This is a genomic window from Burkholderia sp. 22PA0106 (assembly GCF_047497155.1).
Taxonomy (GTDB): Bacteria; Pseudomonadota; Gammaproteobacteria; order Burkholderiales; family Burkholderiaceae; genus Burkholderia.
The window spans coordinates 56,582-71,907 of sequence record NZ_CP163162.1 but is presented as its reverse complement, the minus strand read 5'-3'; the positions used below and the strand labels follow the sequence as shown (position 1 = coordinate 71,907).

16 protein-coding genes are annotated in these 15,326 nt (G+C 69.3%); 9 read left to right on the top strand and 7 right to left on the bottom strand.

The genetic code is table 11. From position 1 onward, the window contains the following. Positions 1-72: 72 nt before the first annotated feature. Positions 73-1,086 carry an alcohol dehydrogenase catalytic domain-containing protein gene (locus AB4850_RS00330; protein ID WP_414440640.1) on the top strand — a complete coding sequence of 338 codons (1,014 nt, stop codon included), beginning with the start codon at positions 73-75 and terminating at the stop codon, positions 1,084-1,086. Between the two features lie 18 nt (positions 1,087-1,104). On the opposite strand, the gene AB4850_RS00325 is transcribed toward AB4850_RS00330, so the two are convergent. Next, positions 1,105-2,016, bottom strand: coding sequence for a LysR family transcriptional regulator (locus AB4850_RS00325; RefSeq protein ID WP_414440639.1), 912 nt, complete (start codon positions 2,014-2,016; stop codon positions 1,105-1,107). A 96-nt stretch (positions 2,017-2,112) separates the two neighbouring features. Between AB4850_RS00325 and AB4850_RS00320 the strand changes: the two genes are divergently transcribed. Next, a complete protein-coding gene (locus tag AB4850_RS00320; protein ID WP_414440638.1) occupies positions 2,113-2,571 on the top strand; it encodes an ester cyclase in 459 nt (152 codons plus the stop codon). Positions 2,572-2,597: 26 nt separating this feature from the next. Continuing rightward, positions 2,598-3,518, top strand: a complete 921-nt coding sequence (locus AB4850_RS00315) for an NADP-dependent oxidoreductase (protein WP_414440637.1) — start codon at positions 2,598-2,600, stop codon at positions 3,516-3,518. Between the two features lie 251 nt (positions 3,519-3,769). On the opposite strand, the gene AB4850_RS00310 is transcribed toward AB4850_RS00315, so the two are convergent. Together AB4850_RS00310 and AB4850_RS00305 are read right to left on the bottom strand one after the other, a co-directional pair. After that, positions 3,770-4,483 (bottom strand): pirin family protein, encoded by a 714-nt coding sequence (locus AB4850_RS00310; RefSeq protein WP_414440636.1) that lies wholly within the window; start codon positions 4,481-4,483, stop codon positions 3,770-3,772. A gap of 57 nt (positions 4,484-4,540) precedes the next feature. Beyond that, positions 4,541-5,305 carry an SDR family NAD(P)-dependent oxidoreductase gene (locus tag AB4850_RS00305; protein WP_414440635.1) on the bottom strand — a complete coding sequence of 255 codons (765 nt, stop codon included), beginning with the start codon at positions 5,303-5,305 and terminating at the stop codon, positions 4,541-4,543. Between the two features lie 159 nt (positions 5,306-5,464). On the opposite strand from AB4850_RS00305, the gene AB4850_RS00300 reads away from it, so the two are divergent. Beyond that, a complete protein-coding gene (locus AB4850_RS00300) occupies positions 5,465-6,382 on the top strand; it encodes a LysR family transcriptional regulator (RefSeq protein ID WP_414440634.1) in 918 nt (305 codons plus the stop codon). Between the two features lie 168 nt (positions 6,383-6,550). Beyond that, a complete protein-coding gene (locus AB4850_RS00295) occupies positions 6,551-7,516 on the top strand; it encodes an alpha/beta hydrolase (protein ID WP_414440633.1) in 966 nt (321 codons plus the stop codon). A gap of 91 nt (positions 7,517-7,607) precedes the next feature. On the opposite strand, the gene AB4850_RS00290 is transcribed toward AB4850_RS00295, so the two are convergent. Together AB4850_RS00290 and AB4850_RS00285 are read right to left on the bottom strand one after the other, a co-directional pair. After that, the gene (locus AB4850_RS00290; protein ID WP_414440632.1) at positions 7,608-8,567 is read right to left on the bottom strand and encodes a glycosyltransferase family 2 protein; all 960 of its coding nucleotides are present in this window, start codon (positions 8,565-8,567) and stop codon (positions 7,608-7,610) included. Positions 8,568-8,970: 403 nt separating this feature from the next. Further along, entirely contained in the window at positions 8,971-9,156 is a 186-nt protein-coding gene (locus AB4850_RS00285) for a hypothetical protein (RefSeq protein ID WP_414440631.1), read from the bottom strand. A 408-nt stretch (positions 9,157-9,564) separates the two neighbouring features. Here AB4850_RS00285 and AB4850_RS00280 point away from each other — a divergent pair, with 408 nt between their 5' ends. After that, positions 9,565-10,083, top strand: coding sequence for a ferritin-like domain-containing protein (locus AB4850_RS00280; RefSeq protein WP_414440630.1), 519 nt, complete (start codon positions 9,565-9,567; stop codon positions 10,081-10,083). Positions 10,084-10,158: 75 nt separating this feature from the next. Here AB4850_RS00280 and AB4850_RS00275 read toward each other — a convergent pair whose 3' ends face one another. Then, on the bottom strand, positions 10,159-11,442 hold the full coding sequence (locus AB4850_RS00275) for a sigma-54-dependent transcriptional regulator (RefSeq protein ID WP_414440629.1): 1,284 nt from the start codon (positions 11,440-11,442) through the stop codon (positions 10,159-10,161). Positions 11,443-11,565: 123 nt separating this feature from the next. Here AB4850_RS00275 and AB4850_RS00270 point away from each other — a divergent pair, with 123 nt between their 5' ends. The 3 genes from AB4850_RS00270 to AB4850_RS00260 all read left to right on the top strand — a co-directional run bounded on the left by AB4850_RS00270 (position 11,566) and on the right by AB4850_RS00260 (position 13,538). Further along, a complete protein-coding gene (locus tag AB4850_RS00270; protein ID WP_414440628.1) occupies positions 11,566-11,847 on the top strand; it encodes a hypothetical protein in 282 nt (93 codons plus the stop codon). 296 nt (positions 11,848-12,143) lie between these two features. Continuing rightward, positions 12,144-12,629, top strand: coding sequence for a PRC-barrel domain-containing protein (locus AB4850_RS00265; protein WP_414440627.1), 486 nt, complete (start codon positions 12,144-12,146; stop codon positions 12,627-12,629). A gap of 183 nt (positions 12,630-12,812) precedes the next feature. Next, a complete protein-coding gene (locus tag AB4850_RS00260; RefSeq protein WP_414440626.1) occupies positions 12,813-13,538 on the top strand; it encodes an MgtC/SapB family protein in 726 nt (241 codons plus the stop codon). Between the two features lie 68 nt (positions 13,539-13,606). Here AB4850_RS00260 and AB4850_RS00255 read toward each other — a convergent pair whose 3' ends face one another. Beyond that, the gene (locus tag AB4850_RS00255; protein WP_414440625.1) at positions 13,607-15,325 is read right to left on the bottom strand and encodes an efflux transporter outer membrane subunit; all 1,719 of its coding nucleotides are present in this window, start codon (positions 15,323-15,325) and stop codon (positions 13,607-13,609) included. Position 15,326 lies beyond the last annotated feature (1 nt).

Below are 15,326 nucleotides of genomic sequence, written 5' to 3'. Positions count from 1 at the left end.
ATACCGGCGCCGCCATTACGCTCCACACCGATAAGCCGAGCCGCTCGGCCAGGGCCTGACGCCGAGATGACCATGACCATGACCACAACTCCAACCGCAGCGGCCCCCGCGACCTGGCGCGCCTGGACCTGGGCCGGCAGCGCCGATCCCCTCGCGCTGCGTCTGACCGACGTGGCGGCCGAACCGCTCGCGCCCGGCCGGATGCTGGTGCGCAACGCCGCGATCGGCCTGAACCCGGTGGACTGGAAGGTGCTGGGCGGCGACCTGGTCGACTGGGCGCCCGGCAAGGTGCCCGGCGTCGATGGCGCGGGCACCGTGGTGGCGGTGGCCGACGACGTGCCGGCCGACTGGATCGGCACGCGCGTGGCGTATCACACCGAGCTGGCCACGCCCGGCAGCTTCGCCGAATACACGCCGGTCGCGGCGCGCGCGGTGTTGCGCGTGCCGGCCGGCGTGGATCTGGCGACGGCCGCCGGCATGCCCTGCCCGGCGCTGACGGCCTGGCTCGCGCTCGACAAGCTGCCGCTGCGCGAGCAGGGCCGCGTGCTGATCAGCGGCGCCGGTGGCGCGGTGGGGCTGTATGCGGTGCAGTTCGCCGTGGCGCTCGGCTTTCAGGTGGACGTGATGTGCCACCCGCGCCATGAAGCGCGCTTGCACGCGCTCGGCGCGCAACGCCGCTTCGACGGCCCGCTCGAAGCAAGCAGCCGCTGGCCCGACGCCCACGTCGGCCGCTACTTCGCCGTGATCGACAGCGTGAACGACGAGCACGCGGCGCAGCTCGCGCCCGTGCTCGGCGCGAACGGCCATCTGGTGTGCATTCAGGGGCGCGCCGCGACCTGGCCGAATGCGCCGTTCGGCCAGGCGCTGTCGATGCACGAAGTCGCGCTCGCCGCGCTGCATCCGCACGGCAGCGACGACGACTGGGCACGTCTCGTCAAGGCCGGCGAGGCGATCCTGCAGCAGATCGCGGCGGGCCGCCTCGCCACCGAGGCGCAGGTGGCCGTCGAGTTCGATGCGCTGCCGGCGCACCTCGACGCGCTGCGTCAGCGCGCGTTCTCCGGCAAGGCGCTCGTGACGCTCGGCTGACGCGCCGCACGCCTCGCCTCACAACTGCGCGGCGATCGATTCGATCAGCGCGCGCAGCCACTGCTGGGCCGGGCTGCCGTCGCTGCGGCGATGCCAGATCAGGTGAATCACGATCTCCGGCAGCGCCACCGGCGGCGGGAACAGCACCAGTTCCCGCCCGGCCGGCGAACTGAGCGCCACGCGCTTCATGACGGTGGCCGTCATGCGCGAGCGCGCCACCACCAGCGGCACGGCGAACATCTGCGGCAGCGTCAGCGCGAGCGTGCGTTGCCTGCCCTGCTGCGCCAGCACCTGATCCACCAGCCCGTGCCGCTCGCCCTCGGGCGACGCGAGCACATGCGGCAACGCCAGATACGTGTTCATGTCCATGCCCCGCCGCGCGGCGGGATGATCGCGCGCGACGATCGTGACGAACGCGTCGCGCAGGATCGGCCGCGCCAGGATCCGGCCGTCGGCGCGCGTGGGCGACACGCCGATGGCCGCGTCGATCGCGCCCGCATCGAGCAGGTCGACGGCGTGATCGCGATCGTTGAACGCGTGCACGTCCACCGCGATGCCGGGCGCCTGCTCGCCGAGCGCCTGCAACAGCGCGGGCAGCAGCACGAACGCCGGGTAATCGGCCAGCCCGAGGTTGAAGCGCAGCGCGGCGTGGCCCGGTTCGAACGCGGGCTTCCTCACCAGCGTGGCTTCGATCTGGCGCAGCGCCTGCGAAATCGGCTCGGCCAGATCACGGGCGCGCGGCGTGGGCAGCAGGCCGCCCGCGCTGCGCAGGAACAGCGGGTCGTCGAACAGCCGGCGCAGCCGCGCCAGCGCCGCGCTCATGGCCGGCTGGCTCACGCCAACCTGGGTCGCGGCGCGCGTGACATTGCGCTCGTTCATCAGGGCGTCGAAGGCCGCCAACAGGTTCAGGTCGATGCCATGAAAATCCATGATTCAAATAATCATTTATATCGTTCATTTGTTGGACGGATTTTACAGCCGCCAGCACACTTCAGTCACTCCAACCCTGAAGCGAAACCACACACCATGACGATCACCGCCAACCCACTTACCCTGTCCGACTCCGACCGCCTGAGCGCCGAGCGCCACGCCGTGGAAACGCTGTACCGCGCGTTCAGCGACAAGAACCCCGACCTCGTCGACGCCGTGCTGGCCCCCGACTGGGACGACATCCCGCTGGCCCCCGGCCAGGGTGCGGGCCCCGAAGGCATCAAGCCGATCATCCGCAGCTTCGGCGCAGCGTTCCCGGACGTGAAGATCGTGATTCACGACCTGATCCAGGTGCCCGGCAGGATCGGCGTGCGCGCCGAAATCACCGGCACGCACCAGGGCGAGCTGTTCGGCATTCCCGCCTCCGGCAAGCACGTCAGCTTCCGTCTGCACGAGTTCCACGAACTCGACGGCCAGCGCGTGACCACCACCTGGCACATGGAGGACTGGTTCGGCCTGTTCCTTCAGCTTGGCCAGTTTCCGCAGCAGTCCTGATCGATCGGCATAACGAGGAGCGCACCATGAAAGCAGCCATCGTCACCGCCTTCGGCGGCCCGGACGGGGTCGTCATCGGCAACACCGCGCAGCGCGAGCCGGGCCACGACGAGGTGGTCGTGCGCATCGAGGCCGCCGCCGCGAACCCGCTGGACCTGAAGATCCTGGCCGGCACGCTGCAAACCGTGTTTCCGATCGCATTCCCGTACGTGCCGGGCAGCGATTTCAGCGGTGTCGTCGAATCGGTGGGCCGGCAGGTCACGAGCCTGCAAGCGGGCGACCGCGTGTTCGGCCGCAGCGCGCCCACTGCCGGCGGCGCATTCGCCCAGCACATCACGATCGCGGCGGCGGATTTGCACGCGATTCCGGCCAGCATGAGCTTCGAGCAGGCCGCCGCGGTGCCCACCGCGTTCGGCACCGCGCGTCAGGCGCTGTTCGACAGCGGCCGCCTGCAACGCGGGCAACACGTGCTGATTCATGCCGGCGCGGGCGGCGTGGGCAGCATGGCCGTGCAGCAGGCGCATCTGGCCGGCGCGTACGTGATCGCCACGGCGTCGGCACGCAATCTCGAACTGATCGGGAGCCTCGGCGCGGACGAAGTGATCGACTACCGCACGCAGGATGTATCGGCGCTGCGCGACATCGACCTCGTGCTGGACATGCACGGCGGCGACACGCTGGCTCGGTCATGGCAGGTGCTGCGCGCGGGCGGCCGGATCGTGACGCTGGTGGAGTTCGGCATCGAATCGCGGGGCGACCTGACGGGCGAAGCCGTGTTCTTCGCGAGCGCCACGCCGTTCCTCGCGGAAGCCGCGCGCCAATTCTCGGCGGGGCAATTGCAGATCGTGACCGATTCGATCTTCCCGCTGGACGACACCCGCGCCGCGCTCGAAAAGCTGGCCACCGGCCACGCGCGCGGCAAGGTGCTGATCCGCACGCGGCCCTGAGCGAGGCGCGCAGGCGGAGCGGGCGCGAGCACCGTTTTCGACATCGGCACGCCCTTTAGCTGGCGCGGGCCGGGCATCGCGTACATGCCCGCATGCACGATCCGCTCGGCAGGAAACAGGTCGTGCGGGCACCGTTTTCGACATCGGCAAGGCACTCGCCCTGTCGCTGGCGCGGGCCGCACACGGCCTGCACGCCGGCATGCGCGACCCGCCCGGCAAAAACCGGGCGCGCAGCGGCACATGGAACGCATTCAAACCGGCGGCCACCACTCGACGATCAGCAGATCGGTATCGGCCCGCGCCGTCAGCACGAGCGCCGGGCCGCCGCGAATCGCCGCGCCGTCGCGCGCCGCGAGCCGCACCCCGCCCAGTTCGAGCGGCCCGTGATCGGCCACCAGGTAGGCCGCGCCGCCCGGCGGCACCTCATACGGCAGGCTCGCGCCCTCGCGCAGCGTGGCGATCCGCACGCGCGCATCGGCGTTGACCGCCAGCGCGCCCGCCTTCACGTCGTCGGGGCAGCCGCTGGCCAGCGTCACCAAGCGGCCCTCGCGCCGCGCCGGCGCGCAGCAGCAGGTCGCCCAGCGCGCCGCGCCGCCCGTGGTGCGCGGTTGCAGCCAGATCTGGAACAGCCGCGCCGGCACGTCCTCCTCGTTGCGTTCGGCGTGATGCACGCCCGCGCCCGCGCTCATCGCCTGCACGCAACCCGCCACGAGGCGCGCGCGATTGCCCGCGTCGTCCTCGTGCGTGATCGCGCCCGAACGCACCCAGGTCACGATTTCGACGTTGCGATGCGCATGCAGGCCGAAGCCCGCATGCGGCGCGAATTCGTCGTCGTTCCAGACATGCAGCGGGCCGAGCGGCCCGTGCTCGGGCCGCCCGATCTCGCCGTGGCGAAAATGCAGCCGCGCGGCGAGCCAGTCGCGCGAGATCGCACCGAGCTCGGTAAAGGGACGATGTTCGATCATGATGTGTCGCACTCCTGAAGAGCCGGGCAACGCTTGCTGCGTGCCCGGCCCCGGCCGTCAGATCTGCTGCTGGCCGCCGTCGACGAACAGTTCCGCGCCGTTCACGAAGCTGGCGTCGTCCGAGGCCAGGAACAGCGCCGCGCTGGCGATTTCCTCCGGCTCGCCGAGGCGCTCCAGCGGGATCTGCGCCGCGAGGTAATCGGCCAGGCCCTGGCGTTGCGCGGCGTCGTCGCCGGCCAGATCGAGCAGGCCAGGGGTGCGCGTCGCGCCGGGGCTGATGGTGTTGACGCGGATATGGCGCGGCTTCAGGTCGAGGATCCAGCTACGGGCGAACGCACGCACTGCCGCCTTCGAGGCCGAGTACACGCTGAACGCCGCGGTGCCCGCGCTGCCGGCCGTCGAGCCGGTCAGGATCACCGACGCGCCATCGGCCAGCAGCGGCAGCGCCTTCTGCACCGTGAACAGCACGGCCTTCACGTTGCGGTCGAACGTGTCGTCGAAGTGCGCTTCGGTGATCTCGCCGAGCGGCAGCATCGAACCGCCGCCGGCGTTGGCGAACAGCACGTCGAGGCGGCCGTGCGCTTCGCGAATCTGCGCATACAGCGCGTCGAGCTGGTCGAGCCGGGTGGAATCGACGCGCAGGCCGGTGGCCGCGCCGCCCGCTTCGCGGATCGAGGCAACCGCCGCATCGAGTTCGGCCTGGCGGCGGCCGGTCAGGTAGACGTGCGCGCCTTCGGCGGCGAAACGTTGCGCGGTGGCCAGGCCGATGCCGCTGGTGCCGCCGGTGACGAGGGCGATTTTGTTGTCGAGCTTGCGTGCCATGATGTTTCTCCTGAGTTCGGTCGAATCGGTTGACGCCACCGGTTGGCGGCGTTCGCGGCGGGTTGTGTGCTGCGATGGATGAAGCTTATCGACGGCCTCGAACTTCCGAAATAGAATGGATCGCAAACCAACGTTGCAAAATTGAAATGATGAATGCCCATGTCGAAACTGCCTGATTTCGAAGGACTCGCGATGTTCGCCAAGGTGGCGGAGGAAGGTTCGTTCGCCGCCGCCGCGCGGGCGATGGGCGTCTCGGTGGCCACGGTGTCGCGCGGCGTGGCGCGCCTGGAGGACCGGCTCGGCGCGCGCGTGTTCAACCGCACGTCGCGCCAGCTCGCGCTCACCGAGTTCGGCCGCACGCTGTGCGAGCGTGCCGGCGACATCTATCGGCTGGCCGAGGCGGCCGAGGGCGCGGCGCGCGAGTTGTCGGTGCAGCCGCGCGGCCTGGTGCGGCTCGCGGTGCCGATGTCGTTCGGGCTGCGCTGGGTCGCGCCGCTGATGCCGGGCTTCTTTCGTCAGTTTCCCGACGTATCGGTGGATCTGCACCTGGCCGATTCGACCGTCGACCTGGTGGCCGACGGTTTCGACGCGGCGCTGCGCATTGCGGCGCTGCCCGATTCGTCGCTTGTCGCGCGGCGGCTGTGCGCGGTCACCCAATACGTGGTGGCGTCGCCGGCCTATCTGAAGCGCGAGGGGCGGCCCGCGCATCCGCGCGATCTGGCCGAGCGGCCCTGCATGTCGTATGCGTATCGCGCGCGCAGCGATGTCTGGCGCTTCACCAACGAGGCCGGCGAAGAAGAGCCGGTGATGCCGAACGGCCCGCTGCGCGTGACCAACTCGGATGCGCTGCTGCCGATGTTGCTGGAAGGCATGGCACTCGCCGAGCTGCCCGAATTCATCGCGGGCGAATATCTGGCCGACGGCCGGCTCGAAGCGGTGCTCACCGATTGGTCGCTCACCAAGGGCGGCCTGTACTTCGTCACGCCGTCGGCGCGCGCGCGGCCGGCCAAGGTCAGCGCGCTGTCCGACTACTTCGCCGAACATCTGAGCGAGCCGGCCTGGCGCTGGCCGAAATAACGGCGGCCCGCATCGGGTGCCGCCGCGCGGCGCCTGCGATCATTGCAATACTGAAACGATGGGTTGCGAACACTTCTATTTTCGAAACCCGGCGCGCTCCGTATTCTCCACTCCATCGACAGCCCGCCTTCTCCGGGCCCCAGACACCCACCGAATGGAGTGATGAACATGACCACGCAAGCCACCGCCGCTACCCCGAACGCCGCCACCACCGCACTGCTGAACGTGCTGAATCAGGATCAAGGCCCCGGCCTCGAAACGCTGTCGCCCGCCGCGGCCCGCGAGGTGCTGGCCGGCGCGCAACGCGGCGTGGCCGTCGACGTGTCGGGCATCGACGTCACGCAACGCACGATCACGCACGACGGCCTCGGCGTGCCGCTGACGATCGTCAAGCCGCAGGGCGCGAGCGGCGTGCTGCCGGTGTTCATGTTCTTCCACGGCGGCGGCTGGATCCTCGGCGACTACCCGACGCATGAACGGCTGGTGCGCGATCTCGTGGTGCAATCGGGCGCGGCCGCGGTGTTCGTCAACTACACGCCGTCGCCGGAAGCGCATTACCCGGTGGCGATCAATCAGGCGTACGCCGCCACGCAATGGGTGGCCGAGCACGGCGGCGAGATCGGCGTGGACGGCAGCCGCCTGGCGGTGGTGGGCAACAGCGTGGGCGGCAACATGGCCGCATCGGTCAGCCTGATGGCGAAGCACCGGCATGGCCCGGCGATCCGCTTCCAGGGCCTCATGTGGCCTGTCACCGATCACGACTTCGGCAACGGTTCGTACGACGCCTACCCGGCCGGCTATTTCCTGAGCCGCGCGATGATGCAGTGGTTCTGGGATGCCTACACCACCGACCAAGCGCAACGCAGCGAGTTCTACGCCTCGCCGCTGCGCGCCTCGCTCGACGCGCTGAAGGGCCTGCCGCCCGCGCTGATCCAGACGGCCCAGTTCGACGTGCTGCGCGACGAAGGCGAGGCCTACGGCCACCGTCTCGATCAGGCCGGCAACGAGGTCATCACCACGCAATACAAGGGGACGATCCACGATTTCGGCCTGCTGAACGCCCTGGCCAACGATGCGCCGACGCGCGCCGCGATGAAGCAGATGGCCAACGAACTGAAGGCGCGCCTCGCCTGACGCATCGCGGGCCTTTGCGGGCCGTTACGGGCCTCCACCGGCCACGCCGCCGACCTTCGGGTCGGCGTTTTTTTGCGCGCGCGGCGCGCCGTCAGGGCAGGCTTGTCGCCACCGGCCCGTGCCGCCCGCGCCACATCATCAGCAAGTGGTAATAGAGCCGCGGGCTGAAGCCGAAGCGATACGCATCGAGGTTGCCCAGCGCGATCTCCAGGCTCGTGCGCGGCTCGTGATTGCGCGCGTACAGCGACACCACGATCGGCACCAGCCGCCGCAACGCCAGCCGCCGCGCCGGTTCGAGATCGGGCGGCAGATCCAGTTCCGTGACGAAGTGCCAGGCCATCAGCGAGGCCGAGCGCATCGTGTGGCGCGTGGCCTGCGAGATCGACGCATCGGTTTCGCGATAGCACGACACGAACGCATCGACGAAGCTGATGCGCCGCGCGACCAGACACAGCCGCGTATTGAACACGTAGTCGCAGCAGGACCCGTAGGTATCCTCATAACCGATCCGCTTGACCAGTTCGGCGTTGGCGAGCCAGCCGTTGTTCGGGAACATCTGCACCAGGCCCACGCGGCCCGGCGGCGCCTGCAAGCCGGCCGTGGCGCGCGAGCGATGGAACATCTGGTTGAGCCGGCGCGTGGCCGCGCGGTTGATGCGGCCGTCGTGATCGACCACGTACTGGTTGCCGAACGCGGCGTCGAGATCGGGGTGGCGCGTCCATTCCGCAAGCAGCCGCTCCACACCGAAATCGAGCAGGAAATCGTCGTCGTGGATCAGCAGGATCTTGTCGCCGGTCGCGCGCTGGAACAGGTTCGTGACGTTGTGCGCCTGGCCGAGCCCCGGCTGGTTGCGTGCGTAGCGAATGCGCGGGTCGTCGCCGTAGCGGCGGCGGATCAGGCGTTCGGTATGGTCGTCGGGGGAATCGTCGCCGATCACGATCTCGATGTTGCGATGGGTCTGCGCCAGGCAGGAATCGAGGCACTGGCCGATCAGATGGGCACGCCGGTAGGTAGGAATGCAGATTGAAACTTTGAGATGGGAGAGACTCATCATGCACATCCGCTCGAAAGGAAAACGATGGCCTTCTGCAAAGAAGCTTTCTATCGGACGACATGATCGGGAGAAAAAAATATAAAAAAATCCAAAATAAGCGGACGTAAGGGAAGCTCCGGATGCCGCGCCGGGCGTGCATTTTCGGTTTGAGCGGGAAACGGTCGAAGTGACCGGCAGGCGGGAGAATGGCGAGGCGGCGGGCGGCAATTCCGCCCGGCAGTTTTTGCCGCGCAAACGGCAATGCAGCGACGCGGCGGCGGTAATCCGCGTGCCGTGCAAAAAACTACGCAGAACGAACGGCTGGCAATCCTGAGGGAACGGGGCCATGCCGAGCGCGACGCAAGACGCGCGAGAGCATCGAAAGGCGCGCTCGGCAGCCACCCGGCGTGGCGTCATGACGTTACAGCGTGATCGCGCCTCGAACCGGCGGCACCGGATCGCCGTCCGGCTCGCGATACGGCGGAGGCGCGTCGTCGGGCTGCTGGCCGGGGTCGGGCGACGGCTCGGGATCGGTTTCGGGAATCTCGGGAATGCCAGGTTCGGGGCTGTGCAGGCGGCGGCCCAACGGCAATGGGTTGGCGGTCATCGATGCTCCTGTGCGTGAACGGGATCGGGGATGGCGGTCCGGCGATTCGCGCGGCGCAGGCGGCCATCCATCATCGTCGGCATGCAGGCGGACGCCTTCATCCGCGCGCGGCCATCCTCCCTGGCCGCATCGGCCATGCCCGGGCTGCCGGCCCGGCCCGCAGGCCCCGCGCACGCCGGCCCCGCCGGGAGACTTTGACAAGCGATTGCAAAAAGCGCCGGCCCGATCGCGCGCTCGCCGCGTGCCGTCGTCGGGCCCGCCGCTTGCGTCCCTTCACGCGTGGCGCGCTTGGCGCTTTCCCGGAGGAGCCGGCATGTCCGATCACGTTGCGCACGACCGGCCGATCCCGCCTCGCCGCGCTTGCCGGCGTCCCTCGCCGCCCTGAACCTCAATCGACAGGAGTCCGACATGGCCCAAACGAAGCGCTCGGTCGACGAGCATCTGGACGAATGGCTGCGTGACGCGCACGCGATGGAAGAACAGGCCGGCACGATGCTGGCCGCCATGGCGCGGCGGCTCGAACACTATCCGGCGTTGAGAGCGCGCCTCGAGCAGCATCTGCGCGAAACGCAGGAACACGCTCGCCTGATTCGCGAATGCGTGGGGCGGCGCGGCAGCGACGTCTCGGCAATCAAGGATTTCGGCGCGCGCAGCCTGGCCGCGCTGCAGGCCTTCACGGCGATGTTCTCGTCGGACGAGCCGATCAAGAACGCGATTTCGTGCTTCGCCTTCGAGAACTTTCAGATCGCCGCGTACCGCACGCTGATCTCCACCGCGCGCACGGCCGGCGACACGGCCACGCTGACCGTGTGCGAGCGGATCCTGCCGGAAGAAATCGCGATGGCGCACTGGCTCGAGCAGCACCTGCCCGAGATCGTCAACGCGTATCTGGCGCGCGCCCACGAAGACACGCCGGCGCAGCCTTGAACGCACGCGGCGCGGGCGCGCCGCTGGCATCCCGACGGATGCCGACAAATGCCGACGAAGGCGGCGCGGCAACGCTCAGTCGCGCTCGCCGCCGCCGCGATGCGCCGCGGCCATGCCGTCCTGCACGGTACGCAGGCCCTCGCCGAGGATCTCCTCGGCCTGCGCCTTGACCGTGCCGTCGTGCTCGTGCTTTCCGCCCGCGTTCATGACGGGCGGCGGCAGCACGTCGATCTGCGCGCCGTCGCTGAAGATGCAGGCGCGCTGCACGAAATTGCGCAGCTCGCGCACGTTGCCGGGCCACGCGTACTGCCGCAACGCGGCCTTCGCGCCGGCGCTGAACGCCATCTCGCGCCCGCTATCGAGGTTGAGCTTGGCGAGAAACGTATCGGCCAGCAACACGATGTCGTCGCCGCGCTCGCGCAGCGGCGGCATCGCCAGCGGGAACACGTTGATGCGGTGATAGAGATCGGCGCGCAGCGTGCCGGCCTCGACGGCCCCCGACGGATCGCGATTGGTGGCGGCCACGATGCGCACGTCCACCGGCGTTTCGCGCGACGAGCCGAGCCGCATCACCTGCCCCGTTTCGAGCACGCGCAGCAGCTTGACCTGCAATTCCACCGGCATTTCGGTGATTTCGTCGAGGAACAGCGTGCCGCCGTGGGCACGCTCGAAGAAGCCCTTGTGCTGGCGGTCGGCGCCCGTGAAGCTGCCGCGGTCATGGCCGAACAGCTCGCTCTCGACCAGGTTGGCCGGAATCGCGCCGCAGTTGACGGCCACGAACGGGCTGCGGCTGCGGTAGCTCAGCTCGTGGATGGTCTGCGCGGCCACTTCCTTGCCGGTGCCCGATTCGCCGGTCAGCAGCACCGAGGCCTCGGTGGCGGCCACGCGCGCCAGCGCGTCGTACATGGTGCGCATTACCGGCGAATTGCCGATCAGGCGGCCGAAGCGCCCGGCGCGCTCCAGTTCGGCGCGCATCGCCTCCACTTCGTCGAGCCGCGCCTCCACGTGCGCGACGCGCTTGAACAGCGTATCGAGGCGCGCCATGTTGAACGGCTTGATCAGGTAATCGGACGCGCCCTGGCGCATCGCGTTGATCGCGGTGTCGAGCGTGGCGTGGCCGGTGGCGAACACCAGCTCGAACGGCTTGTCCTGCTTGGGGAAATCGTCGAACAGTTCGATGCCGTTGCCGTCGGGCAGCACGAGGTCGCAAAGCACGAGGTCGTAGCGCTGGGTCAGCATGCGCGAGCGCGCCTCGCCGAGCGAAGCGGCGGCGTCGCACGGCAAATCGCGCGTCTGCGCGAGCGCGACGAGCATTTCACGGGTGTCGGCATCGTCATCGACGATGAGCAGACGGGGCATGAGATCTCCTTGTCCGATGCATGACGGCCGGCCCGCACGACGACGCGGCAGGCACGAACGCTCGGGGAAGCCAGTGGAACAGGCGGTACGGACAAATGGGCATCGCGCCGAAAGGCGCGATCGGTGAAAGAACAAGCACAGCCTCAAGGAAAGCAGATCGCGCCGTGGCTTGCGATCAGTTATTTCTATTTGAGTAGCTCGAACGCATTGCAAAAATCAATTCCCGATCTGCATCCTTATATGATCATGCCGGCCGGCAAAACGATAAAAGCCACGCGCAGCACATCATTTCGAGATAGTACCGGATCACCCGGCGGCGGTTTCCGCGCGATTCGGGATGCCAAGCATCGCACGAAAACTTATCGGCGTCTTGGCCGATTTCCCATCATGCGGCATCCGAAATAATCCGCCCCCGTATCCGGCGGCACCACGCAATCCTTACCATCGCTTGTAAATCGTTCGTGCCGTTGTGCCCCTGTGCGCGACGGTTGAAGGTTTTTCAAGGCGATTCATGGCGTTTCGAAGCATTTCGCTGCCCGGCACGGCCCTTGCATGAATCCACCGTTCGCAAGCCCGACAACGGAGACCGCGATGCAACGCATCCGCCAGATGGTGTCGCAGGACATCGTGCACATCGCGCTGATGCGGCCGCGCCCGAGGCAACTCCACCCCGTCATCGTTGATTTGAACAGGAGGCCCGCATGATTCCCCTTGGTCCCGAACCCGAACGCGACGCCGTGCATCCCGACGCGCGCTACGCCCACCGCGGCTCCGCGCTGGCCCATCTGCTCGACGGCGCCATCGCGCGCACCTCGGATGGCGAGGCGATCGGCCATGTCAGCGACGCGATCCTCGACCTGCGCACCGGCCGCATCGCCTACGCGCTGGTGGCGCTCGCGCCGACCACGGAGCAGGTGCACGTGCGCCAGCTCGCGGCCGTGCCGTGGGATTACGTGACGCTCGACACCGAGGCCGCCACGCTGATGATCGCGGCGCCGGCCGCCACCGTGCGCAGCGCGCCGCAACTCGACCTGAACGGCTGGCTGAGTTCCGCCGATGCGGTGTGGGAGGCGCAGGTGGTGCGCCACTACGAAGGCCTGAACGTGGCCCCCGCCTCGCGCGCGCGCAGCTTCGCCGAGGAGCTGGGCCTGCGCTCGCCGGTGCGCAACCCGCGCGGGCCGAACTAGTCTCTCAGGCGGCGCTCCGGCGCCGCTGCCGCCTCGTGTCGACAGCGAGGCGTTCGATGGGCGTCGTCTTGCGCGGCGCCCTTTTTCGTGGGCGGCTGCCGTGCCGGCAAGCTTCGAGGCGAAGCCACGATGGGCATGCCCCTTGCGCGAACAACGCTATCTCTTCGCAACAGGTTCTCGCCCATGCATCCGATGCCGCTCGTCCTCGATTTCGCCGATATCGCCGCCCGGCTTGCCGTCTGTCTCGTCGCGGGCCTGTTGATCGGCCTGAATCGCGGTGAATCGGGCAAGGCCGCCGGCCTGCGCACCACCATGCTGGTGTGCCTGACCGCGTGCCTGGCGATGCTGGAGGTCAATGCGCTGCTCATGCAATCGGGCAAGGGCGCGCAGTCGTTCGCCGTGCTCGACCTGATGCGCCTGCCGCTGGGCATCCTGTCGGGCATGGGCTTCATCGGCGCGGGCGCGATCCTGCGCCGCGACGGGCTGGTGAAGGGCATCACCACCGCCGCCACGCTGTGGTTCGTGACGATGATCGGCCTGTGCGCGGGCGGCGGCCAACTGGTGCTGGCCGGGCTCGGCACGGCGCTGGGGCTGGTGGTGCTGGTCGGCCTGAAGCGGCTCGAACTGCACCTGCCGCACCGGCGTCACGCGTGGCTGTCGATCGACGAGACGCGCGGCGACGCAGGCGACACGCCGCGCACCACGATCATGCTGGATCGGCTCGGCGGCCTGCGCTGCCGCATCCGGCTGACCGGCACGCAATGCCACGCCGCCACCGGCGCGATCTGCCGCCGCTTCGAACTGGTCTGGACCGCGCGCGCCGGCAACGGCCCCGATCCCGTGGAAAACGCCATCGACGCCTTCGTGCGCGACAGCCACGGCGGCGCGAGCTGGTCGGTCAAGGAGTAACGGGCGGAAGCGGGCGCGGGCCGTCACGCCAGGCCTCCGCTTCGAACGAGCGGCCTGGCGCCTGACGGTCAATGCGCCGCCGCATCGCCCCCGGTCCCGCTTCCGTCTCCGCTCCCGCTTCCGGCCGCCTCGGGCGGCGCGCCGCCGGTCGCCACCTCGCGCGTGTCGTCGGTGCGCCAGCCGCCGCCGAGCGCCTTGTACAGCGCGACCAGATCGGTGGTGGCCTGCAATTCGCCCTGCACCGCCTGCTGGCGCGCTTCGGACCACTGACGTTCGGCGTCGAGCACGTCGAGATACGTGACGATCCCCTTGCGATAGCTGTCGTTCGCGAGATCGAGCGCGCCGCGCTCGGCCCGCGCCGCGTCGTCGAGCGCGGCACGCCTGCCTTGATCGGTGCGATAGACGGCCAGCGCGTTGTCCACGTCGCGCAGCGCCACCAGCACCGCGCGCCGATAGGCCAGCGCCGCCTCCTTCTGCTGCGCCTTCGACAGCCGCAGGTTCGAGATCAGCGCGCCGCCCTGGAAAATCGGCAACGAAATCGCCGGCCCGGCCGAGTAGAACAGATGCGACCACTGCGCCAGTTCGCGCGCGTGCGTGGAGCGCAGGCCGATCTGCCCGGTCAGCGAGATGTCCGGATAGAACTGCGCGACCGCCACGCCGACCTCGGCGGTGGCCGCGTGCAGGTCGAGTTCGGCGCGGCGCACGTCGGGCCGCCGGCGCGCCAGCGTCGACGGCATGCCGACCGGCACCGTGGGCGGCAGCGCGGGCAATGCGCCCGACGCGTCGAGCACGTCGTCGAGCGCCCCCGGCGCGCCGCCCACCAGATAGGCCAGGCCGTTGCGCAAGGTCGCCAGTTGCTGCTCGTATTGCGGCAGTTGCGCGCGAATCTGCGCGAGCCGCGCGTCGGCGCTGCGCACGTCGAGCTGGCTGGTCAGCCCGTGCGCGGCGCGCTCGCGCGTCAGGTCGAGGAACTGCTGCTGCGAATCGGCCAGCGACAATGTCAGCGTGCGCAACGCCTGCGCGCCGCGATACTGGAGGTAGGTCTGCGCCACCTCGGCCTCCAGCGAGAGCAGCGCGTCGTCGCGGCCGGCCACCGCGGCCTGCGCCTGCGCGCCGGCCGCCTCCACCGAACGCCGCACGCGGCCGAACAGGTCGAGTTCCCACGACGCATCGAAGCCGGCCTGCCAGAGATTGGTCGGCGACGAGATCGAATCGAGCGCGCTCTGCGCACCCTGCCGCACCGCCGCGCCGCCGCCCGGCACCGCGCCGGCCAGCGCCGAGCCGGGCGCGCTGAGGCTGTCGATCCGGTCGTTGATGCCCTCGTCCTCCAGAATCCCCTTCACGCCGAGTTGCTCGCGCTGGTAGCTGGCCGTCGCACGCACGTTCGGCAGGCCCTGCGCCGCCGCCTGATGCAGTTGCTCGCGGGCCTCGGCGATGCGCGTCACGGCCGTGCGCACGTCGAGGTTGTCGTGCGCGGCGCGCTCGATCAACTGGTCGAGCAGCGGATCGTGGAACGCGCGCCACCAGCGCGGGTCCGGATCGGCGTCGACCACGGGGGTGGAGGCGACGTTGGTGGTCGAGGTTGGCGCCGAAGCGGAAGCCGAAGCCGATGCCCCCGCGTTCGGTTCCACACCACTCGCCACCCCCAGGTCGTGCCACTGCGCCGGCGCGTCCGCGTGCGGCGGTTTGAAATCCGGCCCCACCGTACAGGCCCCCAGCAGGGCGCATCCGGCCATGGCCGCGGTCGCGGCGGCGGCGATCGTGCGCAGGTTCATGCGGTGCCTCATC